The 25,108-nt window shown below is 39.6% G+C and carries 19 protein-coding genes, 3 pseudogenes and 1 other annotated feature; of the genes and pseudogenes, 13 read left to right on the top strand and 9 right to left on the bottom strand.

Features of this window, described 5'->3' with window-relative positions; translation table 11 throughout:
* The 3 genes and pseudogenes from I9192_RS22195 to xseB form a co-directional block, all read left to right on the top strand.
* A pseudogene (locus I9192_RS22195) lies at nt 1-381 on the top strand (helix-turn-helix domain-containing protein); the annotation flags it as partial.
* Between the two features lie 231 nt (nt 382-612).
* Nucleotides 613-1,875 (top strand): exodeoxyribonuclease VII large subunit, encoded by a 1,263-nt coding sequence (xseA, locus tag I9192_RS22190; RefSeq protein ID WP_154320114.1) that lies wholly within the window; start codon nt 613-615, stop codon nt 1,873-1,875.
* On the top strand, nt 1,868-2,062 hold the full coding sequence (gene xseB / locus I9192_RS22185; RefSeq protein ID WP_020753603.1) for an exodeoxyribonuclease VII small subunit: 195 nt from the start codon (nt 1,868-1,870) through the stop codon (nt 2,060-2,062). Before xseA ends, xseB begins: the two co-directional genes overlap by 8 nt.
* Here xseB and I9192_RS22180 read toward each other — a convergent pair.
* The 5 genes from I9192_RS22180 to I9192_RS22160 form a co-directional block, all read right to left on the bottom strand.
* Entirely contained in the window at nt 2,059-3,357 is a 1,299-nt protein-coding gene (locus I9192_RS22180; protein ID WP_020753602.1) for a Y-family DNA polymerase, read from the bottom strand. The two genes, xseB and I9192_RS22180, sit on opposite strands and share 4 nt — an antisense overlap.
* Nucleotides 3,358-3,388: 31 nt before the next feature.
* Complete coding sequence (locus I9192_RS22175; protein ID WP_020753601.1) at nt 3,389-3,967, bottom strand: LexA family protein; 579 nt, start codon at nt 3,965-3,967, stop codon at nt 3,389-3,391.
* Between the two features lie 286 nt (nt 3,968-4,253).
* Nucleotides 4,254-5,473 (bottom strand): IS3 family transposase gene (locus tag I9192_RS22170; protein WP_087513996.1). Its coding sequence is split into 2 segments (ribosomal slippage): nt 4,254-5,197 and nt 5,197-5,473, totalling 1,221 coding nucleotides; the frame shifts between segments, so codons are not numbered across the junction.
* Nucleotides 5,082-5,198: a sequence feature (AL1L pseudoknot), on the bottom strand. (Overlaps the previous gene by 117 nt.)
* A 130-nt stretch (nt 5,474-5,603) precedes the next feature.
* Nucleotides 5,604-5,945, bottom strand: a complete 342-nt coding sequence (locus I9192_RS22165) for a hypothetical protein (RefSeq protein WP_020753599.1) — start codon at nt 5,943-5,945, stop codon at nt 5,604-5,606.
* Between the two features lie 157 nt (nt 5,946-6,102).
* Nucleotides 6,103-6,465, bottom strand: coding sequence for a hypothetical protein (locus I9192_RS22160; protein WP_020753598.1), 363 nt, complete (start codon nt 6,463-6,465; stop codon nt 6,103-6,105).
* 1,032 nt (nt 6,466-7,497) lie between these two features.
* On the opposite strand from I9192_RS22160, the gene I9192_RS22155 reads away from it, so the two are divergent.
* Entirely contained in the window at nt 7,498-8,844 is a 1,347-nt protein-coding gene (locus I9192_RS22155; RefSeq protein WP_020753597.1) for a hypothetical protein, read from the top strand.
* Between the two features lie 55 nt (nt 8,845-8,899).
* On the opposite strand, the pseudogene I9192_RS22150 reads toward I9192_RS22155, so the two are convergent.
* Nucleotides 8,900-9,831 (bottom strand): annotated as a pseudogene (locus I9192_RS22150) (IS5 family transposase).
* Nucleotides 9,832-9,886: 55 nt separating this feature from the next.
* Here I9192_RS22150 and I9192_RS22145 point away from each other — a divergent pair.
* The 9 genes and pseudogenes from I9192_RS22145 to I9192_RS22105 all read left to right on the top strand — a co-directional run.
* Nucleotides 9,887-10,093: pseudogene (locus tag I9192_RS22145) on the top strand (hypothetical protein); the annotation flags it as partial.
* Nucleotides 10,094-10,175: 82 nt separating this feature from the next.
* Nucleotides 10,176-10,793, top strand: a complete 618-nt coding sequence (locus I9192_RS22140) for an AAA family ATPase (protein WP_000158575.1) — start codon at nt 10,176-10,178, stop codon at nt 10,791-10,793.
* The gene (locus I9192_RS22135) at nt 10,793-11,791 is read left to right on the top strand and encodes a ParB/RepB/Spo0J family partition protein (protein WP_001085468.1); all 999 of its coding nucleotides are present in this window, start codon (nt 10,793-10,795) and stop codon (nt 11,789-11,791) included. The genes I9192_RS22140 and I9192_RS22135 overlap by 1 nt, the downstream gene beginning before the upstream one ends.
* 321 nt (nt 11,792-12,112) lie before the next feature.
* Complete coding sequence (locus I9192_RS22130; protein ID WP_031974804.1) at nt 12,113-12,565, top strand: hypothetical protein; 453 nt, start codon at nt 12,113-12,115, stop codon at nt 12,563-12,565.
* A gap of 4 nt (nt 12,566-12,569) precedes the next feature.
* Nucleotides 12,570-14,954 carry a hypothetical protein gene (locus I9192_RS22125; protein ID WP_130114451.1) on the top strand — a complete coding sequence of 795 codons (2,385 nt, stop codon included), beginning with the start codon at nt 12,570-12,572 and terminating at the stop codon, nt 14,952-14,954.
* An 11-nt stretch (nt 14,955-14,965) separates the two neighbouring features.
* Nucleotides 14,966-18,526, top strand: coding sequence for a hypothetical protein (locus I9192_RS22120; RefSeq protein WP_031974806.1), 3,561 nt, complete (start codon nt 14,966-14,968; stop codon nt 18,524-18,526).
* 1,157 nt (nt 18,527-19,683) lie between these two features.
* Nucleotides 19,684-21,339, top strand: a complete 1,656-nt coding sequence (locus tag I9192_RS22115) for an HNH endonuclease signature motif containing protein (protein ID WP_031974807.1) — start codon at nt 19,684-19,686, stop codon at nt 21,337-21,339.
* A 630-nt stretch (nt 21,340-21,969) separates the two neighbouring features.
* On the top strand, nt 21,970-22,155 hold the full coding sequence (locus I9192_RS22110; protein ID WP_000755725.1) for a hypothetical protein: 186 nt from the start codon (nt 21,970-21,972) through the stop codon (nt 22,153-22,155).
* Between the two features lie 113 nt (nt 22,156-22,268).
* The gene (locus tag I9192_RS22105; protein WP_001067855.1) at nt 22,269-22,973 is read left to right on the top strand and encodes an IS6-like element IS26 family transposase; all 705 of its coding nucleotides are present in this window, start codon (nt 22,269-22,271) and stop codon (nt 22,971-22,973) included.
* 129 nt (nt 22,974-23,102) lie between these two features.
* Here I9192_RS22105 and I9192_RS22100 read toward each other — a convergent pair whose 3' ends face one another.
* The 3 genes from I9192_RS22100 to I9192_RS22090 all read right to left on the bottom strand — a co-directional run bounded on the left by I9192_RS22100 (nt 23,103) and on the right by I9192_RS22090 (nt 24,911).
* Complete coding sequence (locus I9192_RS22100) at nt 23,103-23,603, bottom strand: GNAT family N-acetyltransferase (protein WP_000376623.1); 501 nt, start codon at nt 23,601-23,603, stop codon at nt 23,103-23,105.
* A gap of 127 nt (nt 23,604-23,730) precedes the next feature.
* Nucleotides 23,731-24,570 (bottom strand): sulfonamide-resistant dihydropteroate synthase Sul1, encoded by an 840-nt coding sequence (sul1, locus tag I9192_RS22095; RefSeq protein WP_000259031.1) that lies wholly within the window; start codon nt 24,568-24,570, stop codon nt 23,731-23,733.
* Nucleotides 24,564-24,911, bottom strand: a complete 348-nt coding sequence (locus I9192_RS22090; RefSeq protein WP_000679427.1) for a quaternary ammonium compound efflux SMR transporter QacE delta 1 — start codon at nt 24,909-24,911, stop codon at nt 24,564-24,566. Before I9192_RS22090 ends, sul1 begins: the two co-directional genes overlap by 7 nt.
* Between the last annotated feature and the right edge of the window lie 197 nt (nt 24,912-25,108).

The following is a 25,108-nucleotide window of genomic DNA, read 5'->3' as shown; positions in this document are numbered from 1 at the left end:
GTTGATCGTCTGTCCCGTCTAAGCCAAGCAGACTTCCAAGAACTTAAGCGTAGAATCCAAGAGAAGGGGCTTCGCTTAGTAGTTGCTGACCTTCCGACTACTCATCAACTAATCCAAACCAATGACAGTATTACAAGTTCGATCCTAGATCTCATCAACAATATGCTGATTGATCTACTTGCTACTATGGCTCGTTTGGATAACGAGAAACGTATAGAAAGGATCAAGCAAGGCTTAGAGCGTTCAGGGTACAAACCATCAGGTAAGAAACCAAATGAAGCCAAGCACAAAAGAATCAAGGAGTTGCTTGCTACAAATAACATGACTAAGCAGGAAATTGCGAAAGCTGTTGGTTGTGGGGTAGCTACTGTGTATCGAGTAATGAACCAAGGAGAAGATGCAGAGCTGAATCAGCTTGTCGAATCTCGTGCACAACAAGGCAGGATTCGAGTAGCCATTGAAGACCTTTAGTTGAAATGTTAGCCACTTTTTTGGTCCTAACTGGCATGACTTGCGATACATGAAGTGGCATTATTATCATAACCTATAGGTGTTTGCCTATAAGCCAAACTTTCTATAGTCTTTGACAATTACAATTCATAAAAACTAAGTATGCCTGATCAACAGCTTTCCCTCAGTGAATACCTCGAAACAGTTCAAGAGATCGTAAAGATTTCCTTTGGTGATCCTGTATGGGTTAAAGCTGAAATTAGAAGCCTGAACACCAAGAGTGGTCACTGCTACCTAGAACTTGCTGAAAAAGAAGAGGGCACTGATAAAGTCATTGCATCTTGTAAAGGAACCATTTGGAAGTCCACTGCAGCTAAGCTTCTGTACAAGTTTCAGAACGAAAGTGGAATGGAGCTGTCAAAGGACCTGAATGTTCTGATTAAAGTCAAAGCCAGCTTTAGCCCACAATATGGGTTCTCAGTAAACATTGAAGACATTGATTCAAGCTTTACGCTCGGTGATCTTGCGAGACGTTACCAACAGATCGTAAAGCAACTCACAGAAGATGGCTTGATTGACAAGAATAAGAAGCTCCCTACACCATTTGACATCAACAAAGTTCTCGTCATTGCACCTGAACAAGCTGCAGGATTAGGAGACTTTAGGAAGGATGCTGATATTCTGCATAAAGCTGGGGTCTGTGAATTCATCTATCACTCAGCAACATTTCAAGGTAATACAGCAGCAGCAAGTATCATTGCTTCTTTAAGCCAAGGATTAAGACAGTGGGCCAATGAATACAAAACACCTCCTGACTTGATTGTCATCATTCGTGGTGGTGGTGCTGTCAATGATTTGGCTTACTTGAATGATTACGATCTAGCTGCTTTGCTTTGCAAACGATCAGTACCTATTTGGGTTGGTATTGGACATGAACGAGATAAGACCATTCTCGATGAAATTGCACATCGATCTTTTGATACACCAAGTAAAGTGATTGGCGGTATTAGAAACCATATTGCTGAACGTGTAGATGAGGTCAAGGTTTTCATTCAATCCATCCAACTGTACTCTCAGCAGCAGATCCAAGCGTACCAAAGCCAAAATGATCAGTTAATGCAAATCACCAAATCTATGGCTCAGGCACAACTTAATCAAGCCAGCAAACAAGCTGACCAAGTGAAGACGAATGTCCATTACTTTGCTCAGCAACAATTGAAACGAGCAACGCTTAATGTGGAAACGCTGATGCGAATGACGCTGATCCAAAACCCTACAAATGTATTGGCTAGAGGTTATGCCATCGTTCGTAGTGGAGGGAAGGCTATAACATCCATTCATCAAGCCAAGGATCAAACTTTGGCGATTCAATTACATGATGGTTTAATCAATACACAAGTTTTACAGGTGAAACCAAATGAGTGAACAACAACTAACATTTAAAGAAGGCTATGACATCTTAAAGAAGAATGCTGAGCTTCTAGAGTCTCAAGAGGAGCCGGACATTGATAACCTGATGAAAGTTGTTGAAGAATCCATGGCAGCTTATAAAAGCTGTAAGCAACGCATTGATGCAGTACAACAAGCATTGAATGAAAGCTTTAAGGATTAATCTTTAATTGTTAGCAGTTGATCCCATTTAAAGTAGTTCTGTGTTAGCCGATTTCGTGACATATTCCATGTTCTGTTCGGCATTAAACTCGCGCCCAAGGCAATCTTGGTTTTGCCATACTTAAGATGAATCGCTTCAAGGGAATCCATCAAAGCGTCACTGATCTCGATATGCTTCATGTCGGTAAACATATCATATACATGGCTTGCCTTTGGTTCGAGACACGTTAGAATCACGCCACATTTCTTGAAGGCAATGTCCTTGGCATACAGGCCATCAATCATCGCTGTAGCGAGTTTAGATAGCAGCAATAAGTTGTCGGTAGGTTCTGGTAAAGCCAAGGATAAAGACTTGTTGTAGAAGGGCTTTGAGCTATCAAATGGGTTTGATTGTACGAAACCAATCAGACAACCACACAACAGATTATCATCTCTCAGTCTGCTAACCGCATCCATGACATATAGCGACATAGCCTCCTTGAGATCATCAATATGGTAGATGCGTTGACCAAAAGAGCGACTCGCAATAATTTGCTTCTTGGCTGGTGGCGTATGTTCCAGTTCAATGCAAGCAATTCCATGGAGTTCCAATAAGGTTCTGTGCATCACTACAGAAAATTGGTCCCTGATCATCACAGGGGAAGTCAAGACAAAATCCATAACTGAATGAATCCCCAGGCTGTTGAGCTTCTTGGAATGCTTTCGGCCTACGCCCCAGATTTCACCAACATCTATGGCTTGATGCAGAGTTTCAGCAGAGCATGGATCCATTGAAACCAAGTTGCAAACACCATTGAAGTAAGCGTTCTTCTTGGCAATATGGTTCGCTAGTTTCGCTTCAGTCTTTGAGCGGCCAATGCCAATACATACAGGTAAACCAAGCCAAGAAAACACACGCTGACGAATTTGATGGGCATATTCAGTCAAGTCGTAATTCTCTGAATGAGCTGTCAGATCCAGAAAGCACTCATCAATTGAGTAAATCTCCTGCTCTTTGGGAGATACAAAATCGGACAGGATTTTCATGAATCTGCGAGACATCTCTGCATACAATGCATAGTTGCTCGATAGCACCTGCACCTGATGCTGCTCTACGATGTCCTTGATCTGAAAGAGAGGAACACCCATCTTGATGCCCAAGTCTTTGGCTTCTTGGGAACGTGCTACAGCACAGCCATCATTGTTGGATAGCACAATGACAGGCTTATTGTTCAAGCTTGGGTTAAAGATGCGTTCACAACTGACATAGCAGTTATTGATGTCTACTAAAGCGTAGATCTTGTTTTTACATTCCATGTTAAGAAACCAAGAAGAATGATGAACGCTACTAACGCTTTCTGAATGGCTTGATGACAAAAGTCACTACACCCCAAATTAGCATTTCCTGCCCATCTTGCAGATGAATGTCGGAATACTCAGGGTTCTCTGCTTTAAGCCAACGATTATCATCACCTTCGATCATGAGGCGTTTTACAGTGAACTCATTGTCGATCAGTGCAATCACGATGTCTTCATGCTTGGCTTCAATGCTACGGTCTACAATCAGTTCGTCATCAATCTCAATACCTGCATCCCTCATGGAAAGTGAAGCGACTCTCACAACGAATGTTGCTGCTTCATTTTTGATGAGGTGTTCATTCATGTCTAATGTTTTGTCGACATAATCCTGGGCAGGAGAAGGGAAGCCAGCAGCAACCTTTTCTGAAGCCAAAGGAATACTCATTACAGAGCTTGGATTCACTAGGGTTATAGATGCTACATCATTGAACTTGGCTTTATTTGATCCTGTTAGGTAATTCTTTATTTCAAGAATTCTAGACTCAGGCACACGAATGACCTTAGTAGGTTCATCATATAGAGGCTTTCTACCTGCACCATCTCGACTACCTCCACGTTGTCCAACCATACAATTCACTCCCCAACAATTGAATATGTAACATAATCAAATGATAGGGGATGAGCTTAATCGAAGACAATGAAATTACGATGAATGGTTGATGTGAATCATCAAATGATGTTCCTTTGAGCAGACCTTTACTTATGTCAACGTAGAGGTCAAACCAAGAGGAAGAATAGTTAGTGCCGCCTTCGGCGGTGTTTTGGGATAACCGATTAATGCAAATCCAAACCAAAGGAAACCACTATGAAAATCATGAACCGTACCGGTTTTGTCGGAGACTTTTTTATTTAAGTTAAGCCACCTGACCTAACGGGTTAATCTTATCATAGTACATTGCTTCAAACTCAAAAGGCGACACATAACCTAGTGCACTGTGTACACGCTTTTTATTGAACCAATCTACCCAGTTTAGTGTCGCAAGTTGTACATCTGCTAAACCTTGCCAATCTGCTTTTAAATATTCAATCACCTCTGTTTTGTATAAGCCATTCACCGTTTCAGCCAAAGCATTATCGTATGAATCACCAGTTGTATCGACTGATGCTCGTAAATTTGCTGCTTCTAAACGATTGGTATAGCGAATCGAAAGATATTGCACACCCCTGTCGGAATGATGAATCACATTCTTTGGCATGCCTCGATCGTGCAATGCTTGCTCAAGTGCATCGAGCACCATATCTGTATTCATCCGTGTAGATACTTTCCATCCAACAATTGCTCGTGAGAACACATCAATAATAAAGGCGGTATAGACCCAGCCTGAATGAGTTTGAATATACGTAAAGTCACTGACCCATAATTGGTCAGGTCGATCAGCACTAAAATTACGTTTCACTAAATCATCTGCTCGTTTTTGATCATCTCGGTTGCGGGTAGTTTGTTTGTTCTTACCACGCCAAACACCTTGTATATCTAGCTTCTGCATCAATCGAGCAACTGTACAACGTGCAATAACATAACCCTCACGTTTCAATTGTTGCCAAACTTTACGTACACCATATCGACCTGAACTTTCCTTCCAAATTCGTTTAATTTGTTCAGCATGATGCTTATAATGTAGATCTCGTTTCGCTCGATGTTCTGGATTGTCAGCGAGATCTAAAGTTCGGTAATAAGTTGAAGCTGCGATCGGTAAAATCCTACAAATCGCATCAACACCATATAAGTCTTTATTGTTATGGATGAAATCCACCATTATTTGTGTGGGCGGTCGAGCTCCGCCTGGGCGAAAAAAGCGGCTGCTTTACGTAGAATTTCATTGGCACGCTTTAATTCTTTAATTTCACGTTCCATTTGCTTCATTTTTTCTTGATCAGATATCTGTTGTACTTTAATAGGATTTTGCTGATCTAAATGCTTTTGATGCCAGGCACGAAGTGTTTCAGGAGTACAACCAATCTTAGGCGCAATTGCTGTGATTGCAGCCCAAGTAGAAGGATAATCTTTTTCAGATTCAATTAGTAATTGAACCGCTCTTTCTCTAATTTCGGGGGTATAGGTTGGTTTTTTCATCGGAATAGTCTCTCAGAATATTGAGTCTCCGACAAACCCGGTACGGTTCACTTCCTTATTCCAGCATTTGATTAGGTAGAAGATTGGTTGACCGCCATTCAGTATAGCTTGATCTAGGAAGGCTTGACGCTTACAGCCCTTGATCTTCATTTGTTGTCTTCTTAGTACGTGGCTTTCTTGTTTTTGGTAATACAGGTACACGTGCATCTGCTGTTGCTTTCTTATTGGCTTGTACCAGATTAATGTTGTTGACTTCTAGGCTTGCTTCTAAAGCATTGTCGATACCGCTTTTAAAAGTTTTAATTTCAAAGTCTTCAGGAGCTTTGAAGTACTGTTCAAATACAGTTACAGGAACAGTAGGTCCATTTAGAATAAGCTGTAGCTTTGTTTGATCTGATAGCTCAGGACTGAAGTCTTGATATGTTGCTAATACGAATTTCTTTTTATTGGTGATGATGAATACTGAATACATGGTTGTATCTCTTTTTATTTGAAGTTGTTTTTATTCTTATTGTTTTTCTGTTTGCTTATAATTTTTAGTTATAGAAAACAGATACATATATAACATATTTTTATTATACTGTCAATCCTTATAACTTTTAGGAATAAGAATACCTATTCTGCATAGGCTATTCGTATTTGTAGTCTTTAAAATCAGTTCCCTCTACAAGTGTCATACACGTAAGGAAAGCTACATCACTTGCTAACTGTTCATCTCTTACGTTCCAGAACTCATCTACAACTGCATTAATTAGTTGCTTATAATAGTTTTTATAAAAGGAATGCTTGTTTAACTGTGTTTCTAAAGTATTGAAATAACCTACCTTAAATTCTTCTTTTCCTATGTCTTCATATTTTTGTATTTCGACAGAACTTTTGGCTATATCCTCCGCTACAGCACAAAGACTAAATTTGTAATTATGATCCACTTCAATAGCTTGAGCCATAGTACCAGTACAAGCCAACAGTAAAGTTAAAACTATCTTTTTCATATTAAACAGTTATATGTAAAGTTGTAGCTTCATTCTATTTGATTAGTATTGAAAAATAAACAGCATACAAAACAGATTAGTAGGCAGTCAGTTCAATGTTTGATATGGATACGTGCCTGTTAAGGTACGGATACAGATTAAAGATTGATTATCTGACTGTTAAAGGTTGTTATTCATTGACTGTTAAGGAAATGAATAAGAAGCTTGTTATAGGTTGAACAACTATTTTTCTATAAGAAGATATGAGAACGACTGAAAGGAGTTCGATATATCGCTCTATTCTTTTTCTTTATTTGAAAAATTAATTAAATATTTATTAATTAGTTATCTGTATTTTTTTATAATTTCTTCTTTAAGATTCAAGTTAAAAAAAGCCCTAAAAGATTGACTTTTTTGATAGTCCCAAGACAAGGTTTTGTCTAGCCTTATTTTATAAGACTTTTTAAGCTTCCTTCAAAATCAGTTGAAAACATTGAGTTATAAAAGAATGGACCTCAGCTCGAAACTTTACGAAGTATAGCGAGTAACAACGAAGCTATGCTGAAGTAAATGTTTGAGCAACCAACCGACTGTATGCAATAGCTACAGTAATGGAAGGAACAGAGGGCGGTCAGTAAATAGGCTTTAGGTGCTATGTCTGTGTGCGCTTATGTGTACCTAGAATCCGTACATTTTTGTTTTAAGGTTTTTGCTTTTTTCATTTTTAAAAACAAGTAGTTATAAAATGTCTAAGACAAGGTTTTGTCTACAGCCTTTAAATTTTCCTTTATAAATTCACTGTAATTTGAGTATCGAATTGCAGCGAAAGCCGTATAAAACCTAAGATCAATTAAGACCGAAATCTGTCTTACTTATCCACAGTTTTAAATTTAAAAACAAAACAAGTGTTTAGCTAGACAAATAAAGCAATTCAAGACAAAAATAGATCCACAAGACAAGTTATTGACATTATCTGTCTTGATGTAATATAATCTGTCTCAAGAGGGGAGAACAGTCTTCCATTACAACAATATGCAATGAGGATAATAAAACGTGCAAATAGGAAAAATAAGCACAGTGTTTAAAGTTTATGATGCAATGATGGGTAGCGGTAAGACTACTCAAATTATAGAAAACATTAGAACAGCAGAAAAAGACCAGAACTTTCTTTACATCACTCCATTACTTGATGAATGCCATCGTATTTCAGGTACAACATACGATCCTGAAGATGTATTAAAACGTCCTTTAATTACCACAGAAGACGATACAAGCGTTCATTACGCATATTTAGATGATGCTCCTTTGAAGGAAAGACGTTTCAAGCATCCAAGCTATAAGGGTGGAAATAAAGCTGAAAGCTTGCAATACCTGTTAAAGAACAAAGAAAACGTAGTCAGTACACATCAGCTTTTTATGAACCTAACACCAAATATGTTGGATGATGCGAAAGACTATGTACTGATTATTGACGAAACAATTCAAGTCTATGATGTATATACAGAGCATTCATCTACAGAGTTAGAAGCTCTTTTCCGTTTAGGTTGGATTCATGTTGATGATGATGCTGTCACTCTTCGTTTCAACCGTGAAAAGTATGGTGATAACGGTGGTGACCCGACGGGTACGAAATATGAAAACCTAGCAACAATGTGTGATCTCGGTCAGCTCTTGTATGTGGACCAGAAGCTGATTGTTTGGGAATTGAGTATCGACACACTGAGATCTTTTAAAGAAGTCTGGATTGCTACTTATATGTTTGAAGGCTCTCAAATGTCAGCGTATTTGAAATCGTATGGCGTTGAGTATGAACTGATCCGTTTTGGTAACAAGCCTTCTCAAATTAAGCATTTAGTCACTATTTCAGATAACAAGTTTATTAATGAGATTGGTACTAAAACTACAGCATTGAGTTCAAGCCAATTCAAATCAAATAAGAAAGCTTTATGTGAGCAGTTGTCAAAAAATCTTGATAACTATTTCCGTAACCATGTTAAAGCGAAAAAGTCAGATAGACTTTGGACTTCATTTAAAGAAGCACATTCAGCAATTGCTGGATCACGCTATAAAGAAGAATGGTTAGCCTTCAATACAAAGGCAACTAACGAATACAAAGACAAAACCAACTTAGCTTACTTGATGAACCTATATCCAAATCCAATGGTTGTTAAAGCTTCAGCTATGAAGGGATTCCCTGTTAAGGAAGATGTATTCGCTCTATCTGAGATGGTCCAATGGATATGGCGTTCTGCTATTCGTGAAGGTAACCCAATCAATATTTATGTACCAAGCTCAAGAATGCGTAGTTTATTACAGCGTTGGTTAAATGATGAATTTGAAAATTCTGCTGCTGAAGATATTGAAGTTACAGAAGAAGCCGAACAGTTAGAATTAGTTTAAATTGGCTTTGTTGCACAAAGATTTGAAATGCAAAGCGCCCCTAATTGAGCCAAATTTAAGGCGTAACTTGGGTAAGTGGTCGACCTAATTCCGTAAATCTGTTAAGGACTGCTACACGTGCATGGATCTCATTCACTTGGCTATCAAAACTCCTTGCACTGAGTTTATCTCCTAATAATTTGATGCAATGCATCTTAGTTTCAACCAACTTCGCCGATGATAGCCTGACCATTTTTTCCATAGTGTCCTGCCTAAACGTTTAACTGTTCGAAGTAATTCATTTCGCTCTAGCGAGCTACTCTTTGTATCTTTCCATGGTTTCGCATTTTTTCTAGGTGGAATCACCGCATGTGCTTGCCGATCTGCAATGACCTCACGGCATTGCTTGGTGTCATAAGCTCCATCGGTATAAACAGAGTCAATCTGCTCATCTTGTGGAATCTGATTAAGTAAATCACCAAGCACCTGTGAATCACTGACATTATTGGTTGTAAGCTGAACTGCTCGTATTTGTAGGGTTTTGGCATCTATACCAATATGTAGTTTACGCCATTGGCGACGATATTCAGCTCCATGTTTCTTGCGTTTTCATTCGCCCTCACCTAGAAACTTCATGCCTGTAGAGTCTACGAGTAGATGCAGCCCATCGCTACTTTTTTGGTAGCTGATTGCAATATCAATATGCTTTTGTCTTCTACAAAGCGTACTGTAATCTGGTGCGGTCCAATTTAATCCGCAAAGTTTAATCAGACTTTGCACAAAGCCAGTGACCATACGTAAAGATAGACGGAATAAGGATTTAATCATTAAGCAGCATTGGATAGCTGCGTCGGAGTAGGTTTGATTTCGCCCTTGTTTGCCTTTTGATGGAGCATACCATTGCGTAGCAGGATCAAACCAAATGACAATATTTCCGCGACTCATGAGTGCTCGGTTATATGCGGGCCAATTGGTTGTGCGGTAGATTTTGTGTGTAGGCTTCTTCATTTGAAAATTATATCGCTGAAAAACCCTTTACAGATAGGTTTGTGCAACAAAGCCTTACGACGATCACACTCAGCTATGCATTCACCTTGCTGATTTTATTGCTACATACAACTTCGACCGCAGACTCAAAACACTCAGGGGCCTGACTCCCTACGAATTCATCTGCAAACAGTGGATAGATGAACCTGAACTTTTTAAGATTGATCCGATCCATCAAATGCCGGGACTACACAAAAGAAAAAAAAGGCTTTTAGTTTTTTAAATTTCCACTGTGGAAAATTAAAAATATTTTTTTAATTTTTAAAATTATGCTAATATAAATTTAATTTTTATATATTTAATCCATGACAATATACGTAATTGCCAATCAGAAAGGTGGCGTTGGAAAGACCACACTCTCAACCAATTTAGCTGTTGCTCTGAGCAAAAAAGGTCAGACTATTCTTGTAGATGGAGATGATCAACAATCCTCTATAAAATGGAGTAAACGTAGAACACAAGACTCGATTACAACCATTTCGCTCAAAGATAATTTAAAAGAAGAACTACAACAGTTAAAAAATAATAATAAATATATTGTATTGGATGTTGCAGGACGTGATTCAGCTGAGTTTCGTTCAGCATTATTAATAGCAGATGTTCTTATTATTCCAACGCAACCTAGTCAAACAGATATCGAAGTGCTGCCATTTGTGCTTAGATTGGTAAATGCTGCTAAGCAAGTAAATAAGAAATTAGAAACTTTTGTAGTCTTAAATAAAGCACCAACCAATACCAAATCTACAGAAATTGATGCTGCTTTAGAGTTGCTACAACAAGTCAAGTCTGTGAAAACACTAAATACCATTGTGCGTGATCGCAAACAATTTCGCGATGCAATGATCGAAGGAAAATCAGTATTAGAAATGGGTAGTAGTAAAGCAAAAGATGAATTAAATGAATTTTTGGTGGAGATCCTGTAATGGCGAAAAAACCACTCATTGTCGATTTTGATGATGCCTTTGAAATGGAACAAGCATTTATTAATGCAGCAGGAACAGGCAAAGTTGCATTGGTATCATCGACTGAAAATAATATTGTTGATCTACCTATAGAGCTTATTGACTTCTCAGAGCATCAACCTCGCATTATTACAGACAAAGTTTTACAAGATGTTGAAAAGCTTGCCAAAAGTATTGAAACGAATGGGCAAATTTATCCGATTGTTGTGATCAAAAAAGAAGAAACATATGAGCTTGTTGGTGGAGAAAAAAGGTTTCGAGCTGTTCGTGATGTATTAAAACATAAGACTATTCGTGCAATTATTCGAGATGATAAATCTACAGAAAAGACAGCTTTAATTTCATTGATTGACAATTTACATCGGTCAAATCTTAGTGATTTTGAATTAGTCAATGCTATACAAAAACACTGCGATGAGTTTGGTTATACTATACAAAATATAGAATTTATTACTCAAAAATATCAATTAGATCAATCTAAATACTTTAGATTAATGAGCTTTTATAAACTGCCAAACTATATAAAAGAAGATCTAAAAATCCACCCCAAAGCGATTTCAGGTGCAACCGCACAACAATTGTTAACTGAATTAAATAAACTGGTTTTAAAGTTTAACCATCAACTAGTTGAAGATACCACGTTAACCATATGGAAAAAGTACCTAAATGAATTTACAGAAACAAATCGTCCATCAAAAAAATTCATTTATCAAATAGAAAAAGCACTAACGGTACAAGAGACAGCTAAAAAACAAGATCAAAGCATCGAAAATGCCTCTCTAGTAAACAAAATGATCTTAAAAAATAAAAATGGTCTTAAATTTGGTTCGATTAAGATCGAGAAAAGTCTCAATGGGAAAACAGTCCTAAATATTCGCACCAGTTTAAATGCTGAATTTAATCAAGAAAAGATTGAAAAGTTAGAAGAATTTCTTGCCGGTTTAGATGACCACCCATAAAAATTATAAATTTCCACTGTGGAAATTTATAATTGAGTATCCAATATTTTTTTAAATATTGGGTACTGCTATTTATCATACATATTGAATTAAAAAGTGTTAAAGGGAAAAATGCTTACCAGAACGGTAACTGATCTTCTGATGGATCTAAAATTTCATCCATATCAGAATCAACAATATTTTTATCTTCATGATCTGCCTTTTTAGGCTTAACAGATTCTGTTGAGCCTAAGTTGTAAATTTAAAAATTAGCCATTTCAACAGTATTGAGTTTATACAGCCAGTATCAGCTGAGATGGTTACGATAGAAAAAAATTGGAAATGCAAAAAAAATCACTTGAAGTCCTGACCAAGTTAAGTGCAGTTTTGATATTAGATTTACCAGATTTTATTCGACATTTTATCTTGAATCTTAAAAACAAGCTGGATGCTTATATCAAAAGAATTCTTAACAAGGGTGAAAAATCCCATAAAGGTGTTGATGAATTTGAAATTCTAAAATGGTTAATCCATAAAATTTCTTTAGATTTGGAACAGGTTCCAAAGCACAAACATAAAGAGGTACATGCTGTTCTATTTACATGTTTTTTTACTCAATTGTCCGATACCTTAGGTTTGCCATTATCACGGTATATGAAGGTGGGAAAAAATCCGCAGCGTTGTGTTCAATTGAGTGCAAACACTTATAAAAAATACTTTGGCCTGAATAAAGACTTGAAGCTCAAGTTCGAACGAAACCTGAATATCAATTTTTACCCTGAAAAATTATGGTAGCTTTATGAGCCAAACTGATGAATTGTCAGCTGACAAGCAAATTAAACTATTGGAAGAATGGGTCAATCAACCCCTGAGTGTAAAAAAACAAATTTTGACTCAGCTCTTGGCGCAAGATCAGCAGGCACAGGAACTGTATGCTGCTGCTCACAAAATACATGTGGTGATTAAAAATAATCGGATAGTGACACAACAGAAATTATTAGCAGGGTTAACGCAATGGGCTAAAAGTGCATCTATAGGAGAACTAAGCGACCAACAAAAAGCAGTATTCATCTATTCCTATCTTTGTACTGCAGCCTTGTGTGAAATACTGAAGGAAATCATCTTGTTAGAGCCTCAGATTACAAGGGATGAAAAGGATGAAAAGGATGAAAAGGATGAAAAGGATGAAAAGGATGAAAAGGATGAAAAGGATGAAAAGGATGAAAAGGATGAAAAGGATGAAAAACAGGTTATTCTAAATAATTGTAAAAACAACAATAAAATCAACACAGTATCTTATAATTTAAAACTTCTTTTGCAAAAGCAGTTATCGAATACTGAGAAAAATAAACTGTTGTATAAAAAAGTTACACGCAAACTCCAAGCTATGGATGAATTTGATGCCAACGAGTTAAAAATTCTTTTAGAGCGTAAAACAATAAAAAATGATTTTGAACAGCTTAATCTTGGCCGTTATATTCAACAATTTATTATTGTTTTCAACGAGATTGCCAATAGTAGATTAAATTCAACAGTAATTAATGTTCAGGCTTTAATTAACGATATTAAAAAGGGCATGACCTATAAATCTGATTCAGGCACATCATCGTTGGATGTAGAGAATGAGGATACTGGACAGGATACAGAGGCCAATCTTGTCGATCCTGAACAGGATGAGATCGCCAAGCGGGTGAAGGGGAGTTTCTCTGATGACAAACAGAAACAGCTCGAAAAGCAAGCTAAGAGAATTCAGCGACGTGACTTAGCCTGTAAAACTAATCCGCTTTATCTGAAACCCAGTTTATTAACTGAGGTATATCAGCGATTGCAGAAGTGTTATCAAGAAAATAAGAGAAATGATGCATATCAATCGGCTTTAGCTGTGTGTGGTCTGATGTGTCTCTTGACCGGTCTGAGTCCAACGGTCTTTCAAAAGATCAAGTATTTGATTGATATTGGTAGAATTAAAAAAAAATCAGTCAAAAAAGTCATCCATTATTATTGGGTGATCGATCCTAAGTTGAATGCCAATCATTCCGGTGCCATGCAAGATAAAGCACAGCGTTATAATCGGGCCTTAACCCTGGAATGGCGCATGCCAGCACCCTGGATCACCAGTTTAGAGGCTTTAGAGGAACCTGAATTTTGTGTGATTGAGTACAATAATTTTTTGCGGGAAATTTTTAAAGAGCATGCAATTGGCGAAATCACCTGTGGTATGTTAGAGCGGCAAATCTATTTTTATATGGATATGGAGACGGATGATAACCTGGTCGCACACTTGCTGGCCAACAGAGATAGCCGTCATATCGTGCAATGGAACTATGAAGGGCGTCAGATCGATCAAATCGACCAGCATTTTCAAGGCTATATTAATGTTCTATTAGACCGTAGAAAAGGTGAACCATGGATTGAGGATGAACACCCTGGTCATATTTTTCATCGTGAGGAACGTATCGGCAGTCAGCGATGCTGGACTGTAGAGGCCGCGAGTAAATTTTTTAATCAGCTTTATCATTTTGTCAAAAACACATTAGCCAATACTCAAGCGAATCTGATCGAGAAGCTGAATGCTTACAGCATTTGGATGTGGCATCTTTCCTTAATCTGCCTGACGGTGCGTCCAATAGTCGGCATGCCGGGGTTACTGAAACATTATGATCCTAAGGCACAACTGCTTTACGTGCATGATAAAAAAACTGATTCACGAAAAGTAGGACGTCCTGTTCCTGTTACAGGCTACTGGCAGGATCATTTCAATGCATATCGAAAATATCTGACGAAAACCATCGAATCACTCGGGATAAAAAGTTTGCAAGCGCAATTGGAAAACGATGGTTTTATGCTCTATGTCATCTCACATCCTCGGATCAAGTCCCAAAAAGGTCAGGTGAATCTTGCTGAAGTCGTGGAGCATTTGGAGTTACAGCCCATGTCTGCTGATTTTGTCACGAATTACCTTAAAGAGACTGTACAGATTTATAAAAACTGGCCAAGGCATTTCACTAAAAATCATCTCGCCCTGAGTGGTGACATTCACAATACGCTATATACCCATGATAAGCAGAGCATGGGATTCAGTCACATTTCTGGATTAAGCCCTTATCTCTACAAACACGACATTCAGCAACAAGTTAAAAGCTTGCTCAACAAACTAGAAATCGCAAAGCTTGAAGTGCTTTAAAGGACCATCTTGTGCTTGATACATCACTTGTTACGCAATTAGAAAATGCCATTAAAAGAGAAATCGGTGACATTTTTAAGGAAATTTCTCAGCTGATCACTGCTACATACACAGATGTAAATTCTGACCTTGCTCAAATTGATTTTAAGTGGCTTGATCAGCAAATTCTGGACAAGTTTACTCTCTATAGAGCAGTTTTAGAGCAGCTCTGCCAAATATCCAAATTTAAGGGCAATGCTGCAGATTACCTTCAATTCTGTTTTAAACAAGTGAAACGGATTTGTAACGAGAAAAACCAGCAGTGGCAAAAGGATTACCCTTCCTATGCCGAGAGCTATGAGATTAAGTTGCCCGATTGGATAGTCTACACACCTAAACGTCTAGACAACGTTTTTTCAGGACGAAAGTTACAGCAGGGTACTATGCTCGTCGAGGTAAAAGAAAAACTGTATGTGAATTGGGCGGATTATCTCAAACAACAAACTCAAGGTATCTTCTTATACTCTACGGCTAAAGAGCAACAAAAATTAGTGAATACCTTGTTTGAATGTCTGTGTATTTCATTAATTTTTGATCAGGGATGCATGCAACCTGAACGACTGATAGCCATTCATGATGCGATTTTTCATATGAACCTGGATAGTGGCTTGCTTCCGATCTATTCAGGTGACGAAAAGGTTCAAAAAGCTTATGTCTTTTCATACACGTTGCCCTCGACAAAGTATGGCAACATCTATCGTCAGGATGGCGAAGAAGAGACGGAGTTATGGCAAACTCAGCATATCTATTTCAATGCCTTTGTGATGCTATGTTATCGACGGATTCAGGAGCTAATCAATAGATCGCAAGGGCATCAATTACAAAGCACTTCGCCATTGCTGTGCTGGGAAAAAGAACAGAGTGAAATTGAAACGGGGAATCAGCCTGAAGCCTTACTGCTAGAAAAACTTAAAATCCATTTAAACATTGTACTGAATATGGCGGAGGAGGGGGACTCTAGAAAAGCACGTGAGGATCAGCAGCCATTTACACAGCTTAATCACGTGAAGCTATTTTTAAAAGGCTTGGAAAAGACCGGTTTTGCCATTTTTAAGCATATGGATTATGTCTTGTGGCAAGAGATTCCTAATCTGGATGTTTTAAGTACCAGTGTACTGAACAATCAGATCATCACTTCGCCTTTAATCTATGAGCAGTATACACAGCTCTATGATCAACCCGATTGCTGGAAAACTATTCAAGCTAGAATCAAAAATCTTGAAAAAAAGCCTCAAGTCTTAGACTTGGAGATGCCTACAGTTACAGTCAAAACATTTCATGATCGACGAACCGGTCAACGTCATGAGCTGAAATCCTGGCTTTTATCTTTTCATCAGGATATCAAACCCAAACAGCTTGCGGATCAACTCCAAGAAAGCATCCAAAAATCTGAGGACTATAAATCTGCGTATGAGGCTGGAAATGGCGAGTACCTAGATTATGTAGTGGCTATTGCACATTTACGCGTGTGTCAGTGGTTAGAAAACGAATTTGCTTATCATGGGAAAGCAGCGATTAAAGTCTCAACAATCAAGCGTTACTATAGTAGTTTTGTGCTTGACCTACTTTGTTATGTTCTAGAACAGCAGATCAATCTAGATACAGCCACTGAAGAGCAGTTTGAGGAAATGTATCGCACGATTGTTGAAGAAAAACTGCTGAATGATCAGAAAAATCATAAAACGACCGCACAAACCAACAACAATAAAAAATACAATACCTCGGGTTATGCCTTTGATCGGCTGAAAGCCTTTCACCAATACTTAGTCAAGAATCATCGTGCACCGATTGTGCAATATTTATATGAACGTCAAAGTGACGGTTTATTTTTAAAAACCAGACTCATTAGTCCGCAGATGTTTCAATTGATGATACGGATTCTTAGAGAATACCCAGAAGCTTTGGGTCTGACTGAGCAGGATGCAACCTGTCTAGAATGGGTCTATACATTGGCATTTAGACTGGGCTTGCGTATTGATGAAGCTGCCGGGATCTGTATCGATGATTTTGTATCTCCGCAGTTACGAAAACATCCTGACAATCGACAGCTCTATTATGTGTTTGAATCCGCTTTAGATCAGCAGAAAGACGATCGATCTCACCATAAAATGAGAAAAACAATGGGTGATATTGATGATCTCACCCTTAGGATTCGTCTAAATTCTGAGCGTGATCTGAAAAGTGATAATGCCACGCGTCAGTTTGATTTAGCTTATTTTTTAGCACCGGACGAGTTCACAGGATTTTGTCGCTTTTATCAAAACCAGTTACCTGGCTCTAAAGCGACTGCAGCAGTCTGCAATAGAAAAATCAAACAGCTCTTTATGCTGGGTGAACAACCTTTATCCAGTACAAATTTATCAAAAATTACCCAGTTGCTGTTTAATACTGTATTAGGGACAAACGATCATCAATATACCTTTCACGCTTTCAGGCATAGTACCGCTTCACATTTGGCTATCCTTTTAAAAGGCAGCATAGCACTGGTACGTTGTTTTACTGACTATGATTCCGAGTTTGGGCGTAAGCTTAAAAAGCACATTTTACCCAATATGAAGGATGCTTCATCGCGTAGTGCCCAAGCCTGGTCTCGACTTGCGCATCTGATGGGGCATGAAGACATTCGGATCACTGCAAGACATTATCTGCATCATCTGAATATCCTGATTGCTGACATGTTTTATCAAGCAAACCGTGAATATTCACCTCAATTGATCAAGGCATTATTAGGCGATAGTCAGTTGATGCATCGCGATTTCAAGGTTAAATTTCAGTCGAATGAAACAGATATTTTAAAATTGATGAAGAAGATTCATTCACACACAGAAAATAATTCTCAAACTGCTGCATTAAAGAGCAAGAAAAAGCAGAAGCAGCCTCAACAACAGGACGTATTTTTATACCGTGAAACGTTTCTAGACGAATACCGGAAGTGGCGGGAAAAAAAAGAAAAAGCAACGATCGATCCTGAAGTATTGAAATTCATTCAATCGATCAGCCAGCCGTTTTCTCTCTATACAAGTCACGTCAAAAATGATGCTAATCATGAGGATCTTATCGGTTTTACTTGGAAGAAAATGGTGACATGGTCTAATCACTATGAGATTGAGAAACCTTTTAACTTAAATAAAAATGTAACCCAGAATGATCTTAAACATTTTTTTTATTGTTTAGAAAATAAAATTTCACTTGAAAAAGATCGTCCTATTTTGAATTTTAAGGCATCATCTGAAAATGACTTGATTGACTATCAAAGATTCTTAGATTTTATTAATAAAATTTATTCAAAAGATTCAGATAATTTTTTAAAATATTCAGATAATTTTGAATGGGATGAATATAATACGGGTGAATTTAATAATGTAAAAAAGGGCGAGGTGAAAATAAAAAAATATAAAATATGGAATAAAAAAGATAATAATTTTATTCAAAAGATGCTGTTGCAAAGCGTCTTTTACAAGATGAAAGAGTGCCTAGAGGTTCTATCAGAGGTTGACGATATCAACGGAAATTCATCAAAAAAAACACATTGAAATCAGATGGATATTTTTGTTGATTTTACAGCTTAGTTTTTTTTAGCATATTTTTGCAGAAAAGTGAGTTTTTATCGCTCAAAAACTGGGTAATTAAGGGTGAAAATCCAACCCCGGGTTTTAGGCTTTTTGAGTGTTTTTTAGCCTAAAAAACAGCATTGTTGAGACGCAAGACAATAATCACGCTACGTTAAAATTAATTGAAATATTATTGATATAAATAATACCTTTTGTTGTTAATAAAATAATAAATTAAAAGCGATTTAATATGAAATTGAGTGTTGTTTTAAATTAATTGGAGAATCAGTTTTAAATAATGTAACCCTCTATTTTGGGTTGATTTTTTTGGTTTTTTAACCAAATAAAAAGTACGTTTTTTCATATTATGTTGATAATTTTTAATCAATTTTATACATTGCTGAAGATAGAAACTGTATTTAAGTTGAATTAATCTGTTTTGATGAGTTAATGCTCATAAATGAAAATTCCTTATTCTAGCCTTTAGTTAAAACTGCTAATCATAAATATTCTAAAAATAGCCTAAGCTTAATAAGTGGTTCAAAAGGGGCCCAGGCCTTTGCTTTGTCAAAATCTGATTTGCCAAGCAAAGGCCTGGGAATCCGCGAATTTGATTTTTTGTTTTAATAATGCTCAATATTTTAATTTATTGAGGTCCTTTCATAGAATTAATGATTAAAAAAAGTCTAATTTGGTTTGACCAAAGAAAAAGATACAAATATGATAATTACATTACAGTAAAATCTGTAATCAGGCGTGGAAACCTGAAAATTACTACAGAAGCATTAAAACTGCTTTAAGCGGTTTTTTTGTGCTTATTATGCTTAGCTTGCCATTATGGTAGGCCAGGCAGGGCAGTCGATGACTGGCCGTCTTCTGTAGTGCGGTATTTCCACCCCTGTTTGGTCTACCTCCATCTCGTGGAAAAAGATGGTTGTAGATAGTAAAATCTAAACTACAGGTACTCAGCATGAAGATTTCATTATCTCAAATCCCCATTTCTCTTACGTTTCTTTTGTTAGCGCTGACCGGATATTGACGGTCATTTAATTCATCGCTTTAACCAAATTGAACGATATGCACTTTCAAATTTCGTATTTGAGCGAATATAGAGAAGTGCTGCCTGGAGAAAACAAAAAATGGGCCAAACTCGATTACTGACGAATATCATTCAGCGTAAAGTCATGTTGCCAGAAGAAATGTCACCATCAATGCAACGAGACAATTTTGAAGTTGCACTGACTGATTTTGAAAAGCATGCCATCATCAAATGTTTATTTAAAGCGGATAACCAGCGTTCTACTGAATGTTGGAGTGTGCGGGAAATTGCAAACTTTATTGGGAATTGCACAGAAGATCAAAATATCAATTTGTGTATCTTGTATTGGAAAGATATACACGGCAACATCTATATTATCGATGGGGCGCATCGTCTTTCGAGTATTTATGCGTGGGTCAAGAGATATTTTGCAGATGAACAAGCCACTCAAGCGCCTAATTTTAGCGATCAACAAAAAGAAGATATTCGTGACCTGCGAAATCATTTAGGGGATCTGGCTGACTTCCAAAAAATTTGTATTGATCCTAAATTTGCAGAACAAAAATCTAAATTAGACGATATTAAAATCAGTTTCCGGCAAGTGCTTGGTACTCCAGAAGATGCACGACGCGTATTCCAATCGATTAACTCAGATACTAAACGCCTGGATAAATATGAGGAATATCATCTAAGAAGTCGGGGAAGTGATGCATATTATGCGATCTATGCTTGTTGTTATATCAATGACAATAAATCCAATTTAGAAGAGCTTCAATATACACGTTTAAATGCGCTCATCGAGTTGGGGGAGAGGATCCATCAGCTGCTTTTCTCTACCATCTTATTAGATACTGAAATGAGTCATGGCAAAAAAATTGGCTTGGTCAATGAGCTCATGAATATCATCGCGGGTGATCGGATTCATAATATCATGAGCCTGAATCAGGGTGAACGCGTTGAAAAGATCATGTCACATCTGTTTACGGCCCTTTGCAGAATGGCCACTCCTGTAAAAAATACTGGGGTTCCGAGTTTGGGCTTACATCCGTTCTTATATTTTTATAAGGACCAGCGTTTTCAAATTACTTCCTTTCTAGCATGGTTTTCAATTGTGTTTGAAATTCATGAAAGTCGCATGCAGATTCATCATCGAACGATTAGTTTCAAGGACTTCACCCGGGTACGCCGTAGTATTGAGTTCTTGATCGCCAATTTCCCCGTGGCGACCACCGAAACGGTCGGCAAGTTCGGCAGTGGTATCAAGGGCTATGATCGGCTACAAATTGTCTATAAAGCCTTTATTTGCTTAAGTTTGGAAATGGAGGTTGATTTTGATGATGAGGAATGCCTGAATACATTTATTCTGTCCATGTCTAAGGCCTTCAAATACATAAACTTTAATGAGTTTTATGTTGAAAGATTTTTGGGGAATTATGATGATACGGTCGTGAAGCATGTGGTGGGATATGTGGAGTCGATTAGTCCAATCTCGCGCTCAAAGCCCAAATCCTTTTCAGCATTAACCAAAAGTTTACTTAAGCACAATTTTCTGGTGGGTAATCATAACTTTTGCCTCATTTGTGATGGATTAATCTATCTTGATTCTACTGAATCGGATCATAAAATTGCCAAAGCCGTTGGTGGGCAAGGGGTGCTAGAGAATGGTCTGCTGGTTCATCCAATCTGTAATAGAATGAAATCAGATCTCAGCTTAGAAGAGATCAGAGCGGATTTGTTTGGTGAGTTATTGTATTAATCAGCAGGGCTATGTTTTTGTGTTCTCAAGTGTGTTAATTAATGATAAATCACATGATTTAACTTTTGATCTATTTTGCCAATGTGGTTTTTTTAATTCAGTAGACCTCTTGCGAAAGTATAGTTTTATCTAATTTTTGAATTGGCTAAAGCCTCATAAAATATAGCTTTTGGCTGCTTAAAATTTGACTAACGCAAGAAGTCTAATGCAGAATCATAGTTAGAAGCTAGCTGTAGTTTCTGAATGATCGTCAAGATCCTTAGTTTTGCCCATAGATTCCCTCTATGGGTATTTTTTTGATCAAAAATCATGTGTAGATGCCCTAGAATAAACCTTTTAGCATTTCATAAGCAATCAAGATTAAGCCTGACACCATCAGCACCACAAAAATGAGTTCCACTCTAGTTAACATAGTAATTCCATTTACTTTTCACCCAATTTATGTGGCAAATAAGTCGTAGTAGCAATGACATAACATGACATAGAAAATAATCAAAAAGACAGAATTTGGATTTTTATATTCAAGGTGAATTATTAAGATAATTGTGAAAACTTCATAGGAACTTCTTTTTTCTCAATGAAAATGTTATATCCTTAGAGTCTGCATGATCCATTTGAAGCGAGAATTTTATGAAAAAAGTTATTGGTATGAGAAATAGCCGTACTGAAGCCTTTAAAATCGTAAAAGCTTCATTTGCCGTAGATAATTTGGTTGTAGATAATAAAGGCTTACAAGCAATTAATGACTATGTGACGGGTTCTAAGACATTTGAACAAGCCAGAAATACACTCGTTGAAATGTACCGTGTACGATAAAAATGTTTTTTGATGATGCACTACATTATTATCTGACGGAAGAAGATTTTGGCACTGTTGCAAATAGTCGGTGGTGATAAACTTATCATCCCCTTTTGCTGATGGAGCTGCACATGAACCCATTCAAAGGCCGGCATTTTCAGCGTGACATCATTCTGTGGGCCGTACGCTGGTACTGCAAATACGGCATCAGTTACCGTGAGCTGCAGGAGATGCTGGCTGAACGCGGAGTGAATGTCGATCACTCCACGATTTACCGCTGGGTTCAGCGTTATGCGCCTGAAATGGAAAAACGGCTGCGCTGGTACTGGCGTAACCCTTCCGATCTTTGCCCGTGGCACATGGATGAAACCTACGTGAAGGTCAATGGCCGCTGGGCGTATCTGTACCGGGCCGTCGACAGCCGGGGCCGCACTGTCGATTTTTATCTCTCCTCCCGTCGTAACAGCAAAGCTGCATACCGGTTTCTGGGTAAAATCCTCAACAACGTGAAGAAGTGGCAGATCCCGCGATTCATCAACACGGATAAAGCGCCCGCCTATGGTCGCGCGCTTGCTCTGCTCAAACGCGAAGGCCGGTGCCCGTCTGACGTTGAACACCGACAGATTAAGTACCGGAACAACGTGATTGAATGCGATCATGGCAAACTGAAACGGATAATCGGCGCCACGCTGGGATTTAAATCCATGAAGACGGCTTACGCCACCATCAAAGGTATTGAGGTGATGCGTGCACTACGCAAAGGCCAGGCCTCAGCATTTTATTATGGTGATCCCCTGGGCGAAATGCGCCTGGTAAGCAGAGTTTTTGAAATGTAAGGCCTTTGAATAAGACAAAAGGCTGCCTCATCGCTAACTTTGCAACAGTGCCTCGCGGTCGGACTGCAAGTGATCTTGAAGCCACGGGCCCGTCCCACCCCGACATGGACCTCGATGCCCGAACGGACGTTAGATTTCGAGTTCTAGGCGTTCTGCGATGAAGGTTGGATCCCAGCCGGGATTGAAAGTGTCGACGTGGGTGAATCCGAGCCGCTCGTATAGGCCACGCAGGTTCGGGTGGCAGTCGAGCCGCAGCTTGGCGCACCCCTGCGTTCGCGCGGCATGGCGGCAAGCCTCGATCAGCGCGGAGCTGACACCCCGGCCCGCATGTGTCCGTCGCACCGCGAGCTTGTGCAGATATGCGGCCTCCCCCTTGAGGGCGTCGGGCCAGAACTCGGGATCCTCGGCCGACAAGGTGCAACAGCCGACGATGCCGTCGCTGCAACTCGCGACTAGGAGCTCGGATCTCAGGACGAAGGTCTCCGCGAATGTCCGGTCGATCCGCGCGACGTCCCAGGCGGGCGTTCCCTTGGCGGACATCCACGCCGCAGCGTCGTGCATCAGCCGCACAACCTCGTCGATATCACCCGAGCAGGCGACCCGAACGTTCGGAGGCTCCTCGCTGTCCATTCGCTCCCCTGGCGCGGTATGAACCGCCGCCTCATAGTGCAGTTTGATCCTGACGAGCCCAGCATGTCTGCGCCCACCTTCGCGGAACCTGACCAGGGTCCGCTAGCGGGCGGCCGGAAGGTGAATGCTAGGCATGATCTAACCCTCGGTCTCTGGCGTCGCGACTGCGAAATTTCGCGAGGGTTTCCGAGAAGGTGATTGCGCTTCGCAGATCTCCAGGCGCGTGGGTGCGGACGTAGTCAGCGCCATTGCCGATCGCGTGAAGTTCCGCCGCAAGGCTCGCTGGACCCAGATCCTTTACAGGAAGGCCAACGGTGGCGCCCAAGAAGGATTTCCGCGACACCGAGACCAATAGCGGAAGCCCCAACGCCGACTTCAGCTTTTGAAGGTTCGACAGCACGTGCAGCGATGTTTCCGGTGCGGGGCTCAAGAAAAATCCCATCCCCGGATCGAGGATGAGCCGGTCGGCAGCGACCCCGCTCCGTCGCAAGGCGGAAACCCGCGCCTCGAAGAACCGCACAATCTCGTCGAGCGCGTCTTCGGGTCGAAGGTGACCGGTGCGGGTGGCGATGCCATCCCGCTGCGCTGAGTGCATAACCACCAGCCTGCAGTCCGCCTCAGCAATATCGGGATAGAGCGCAGGGTCAGGAAATCCTTGGATATCGTTCAGGTAGCCCACGCCGCGCTTGAGCGCATAGCGCTGGGTTTCCGGTTGGAAGCTGTCGATTGAAACACGGTGCATCTGATCGGACAGGGCGTCTAAGAGCGGCGCAATACGTCTGATCTCATCGGCCGGCGATACAGGCCTCGCGTCCGGATGGCTGGCGGCCGGTCCGACATCCACGACGTCTGATCCGACTCGCAGCATTTCGATCGCCGCGGTGACAGCGCCGGCGGGGTCTAGCCGCCGGCTCTCATCGAAGAAGGAGTCCTCGGTGAGATTCAGAATGCCGAACACCGTCACCATGGCGTCGGCCTCCGCAGCGACTTCCACGATGGGGATCGGGCGAGCAAAAAGGCAGCAATTATGAGCCCCATACCTACAAAGCCCCACGCATCAAGCTTTTGCCCATGAAGCAACCAGGCAATGGCTGTAATTATGACGACGCCGAGTCCCGACCAGACTGCATAAGCAACACCGACAGGGATGGATTTCAGAACCAGAGAAAGAAAATAAAATGCGATGCCATAACCGATTATGACAACGGCGGAAGGGGCAAGCTTAGTAAAGCCCTCGCTAGATTTTAATGCGGATGTTGCGATTACTTCGCCAACTATTGCGATAACAAGAAAAAGCCAGCCTTTCATGATATATCTCCCAATTTGTGTAGGGCTTATTATGCACGCTTAAAAATAATAAAAGCAGACTTGACCTGATAGTTTGGCTGTGAGCAATTATGTGCTTAGTGCATCTAACGCCGCCATAAGTTGCGGCTTTGGAGTTGATTGTTTTGTGGTAGCGTAGCGTTAAACCACAAAACAAGCGACGGAAAAGCCGTCAACTT

Origin of the sequence: Acinetobacter bereziniae (assembly GCF_016576965.1) — a bacterium.
Lineage (GTDB): Bacteria > Pseudomonadota > Gammaproteobacteria > Pseudomonadales > Moraxellaceae > Acinetobacter > Acinetobacter bereziniae.
The sequence above is the reverse complement of the archived record's forward strand: the minus strand, read 5'-3'. Positions and strand labels throughout refer to the sequence as shown.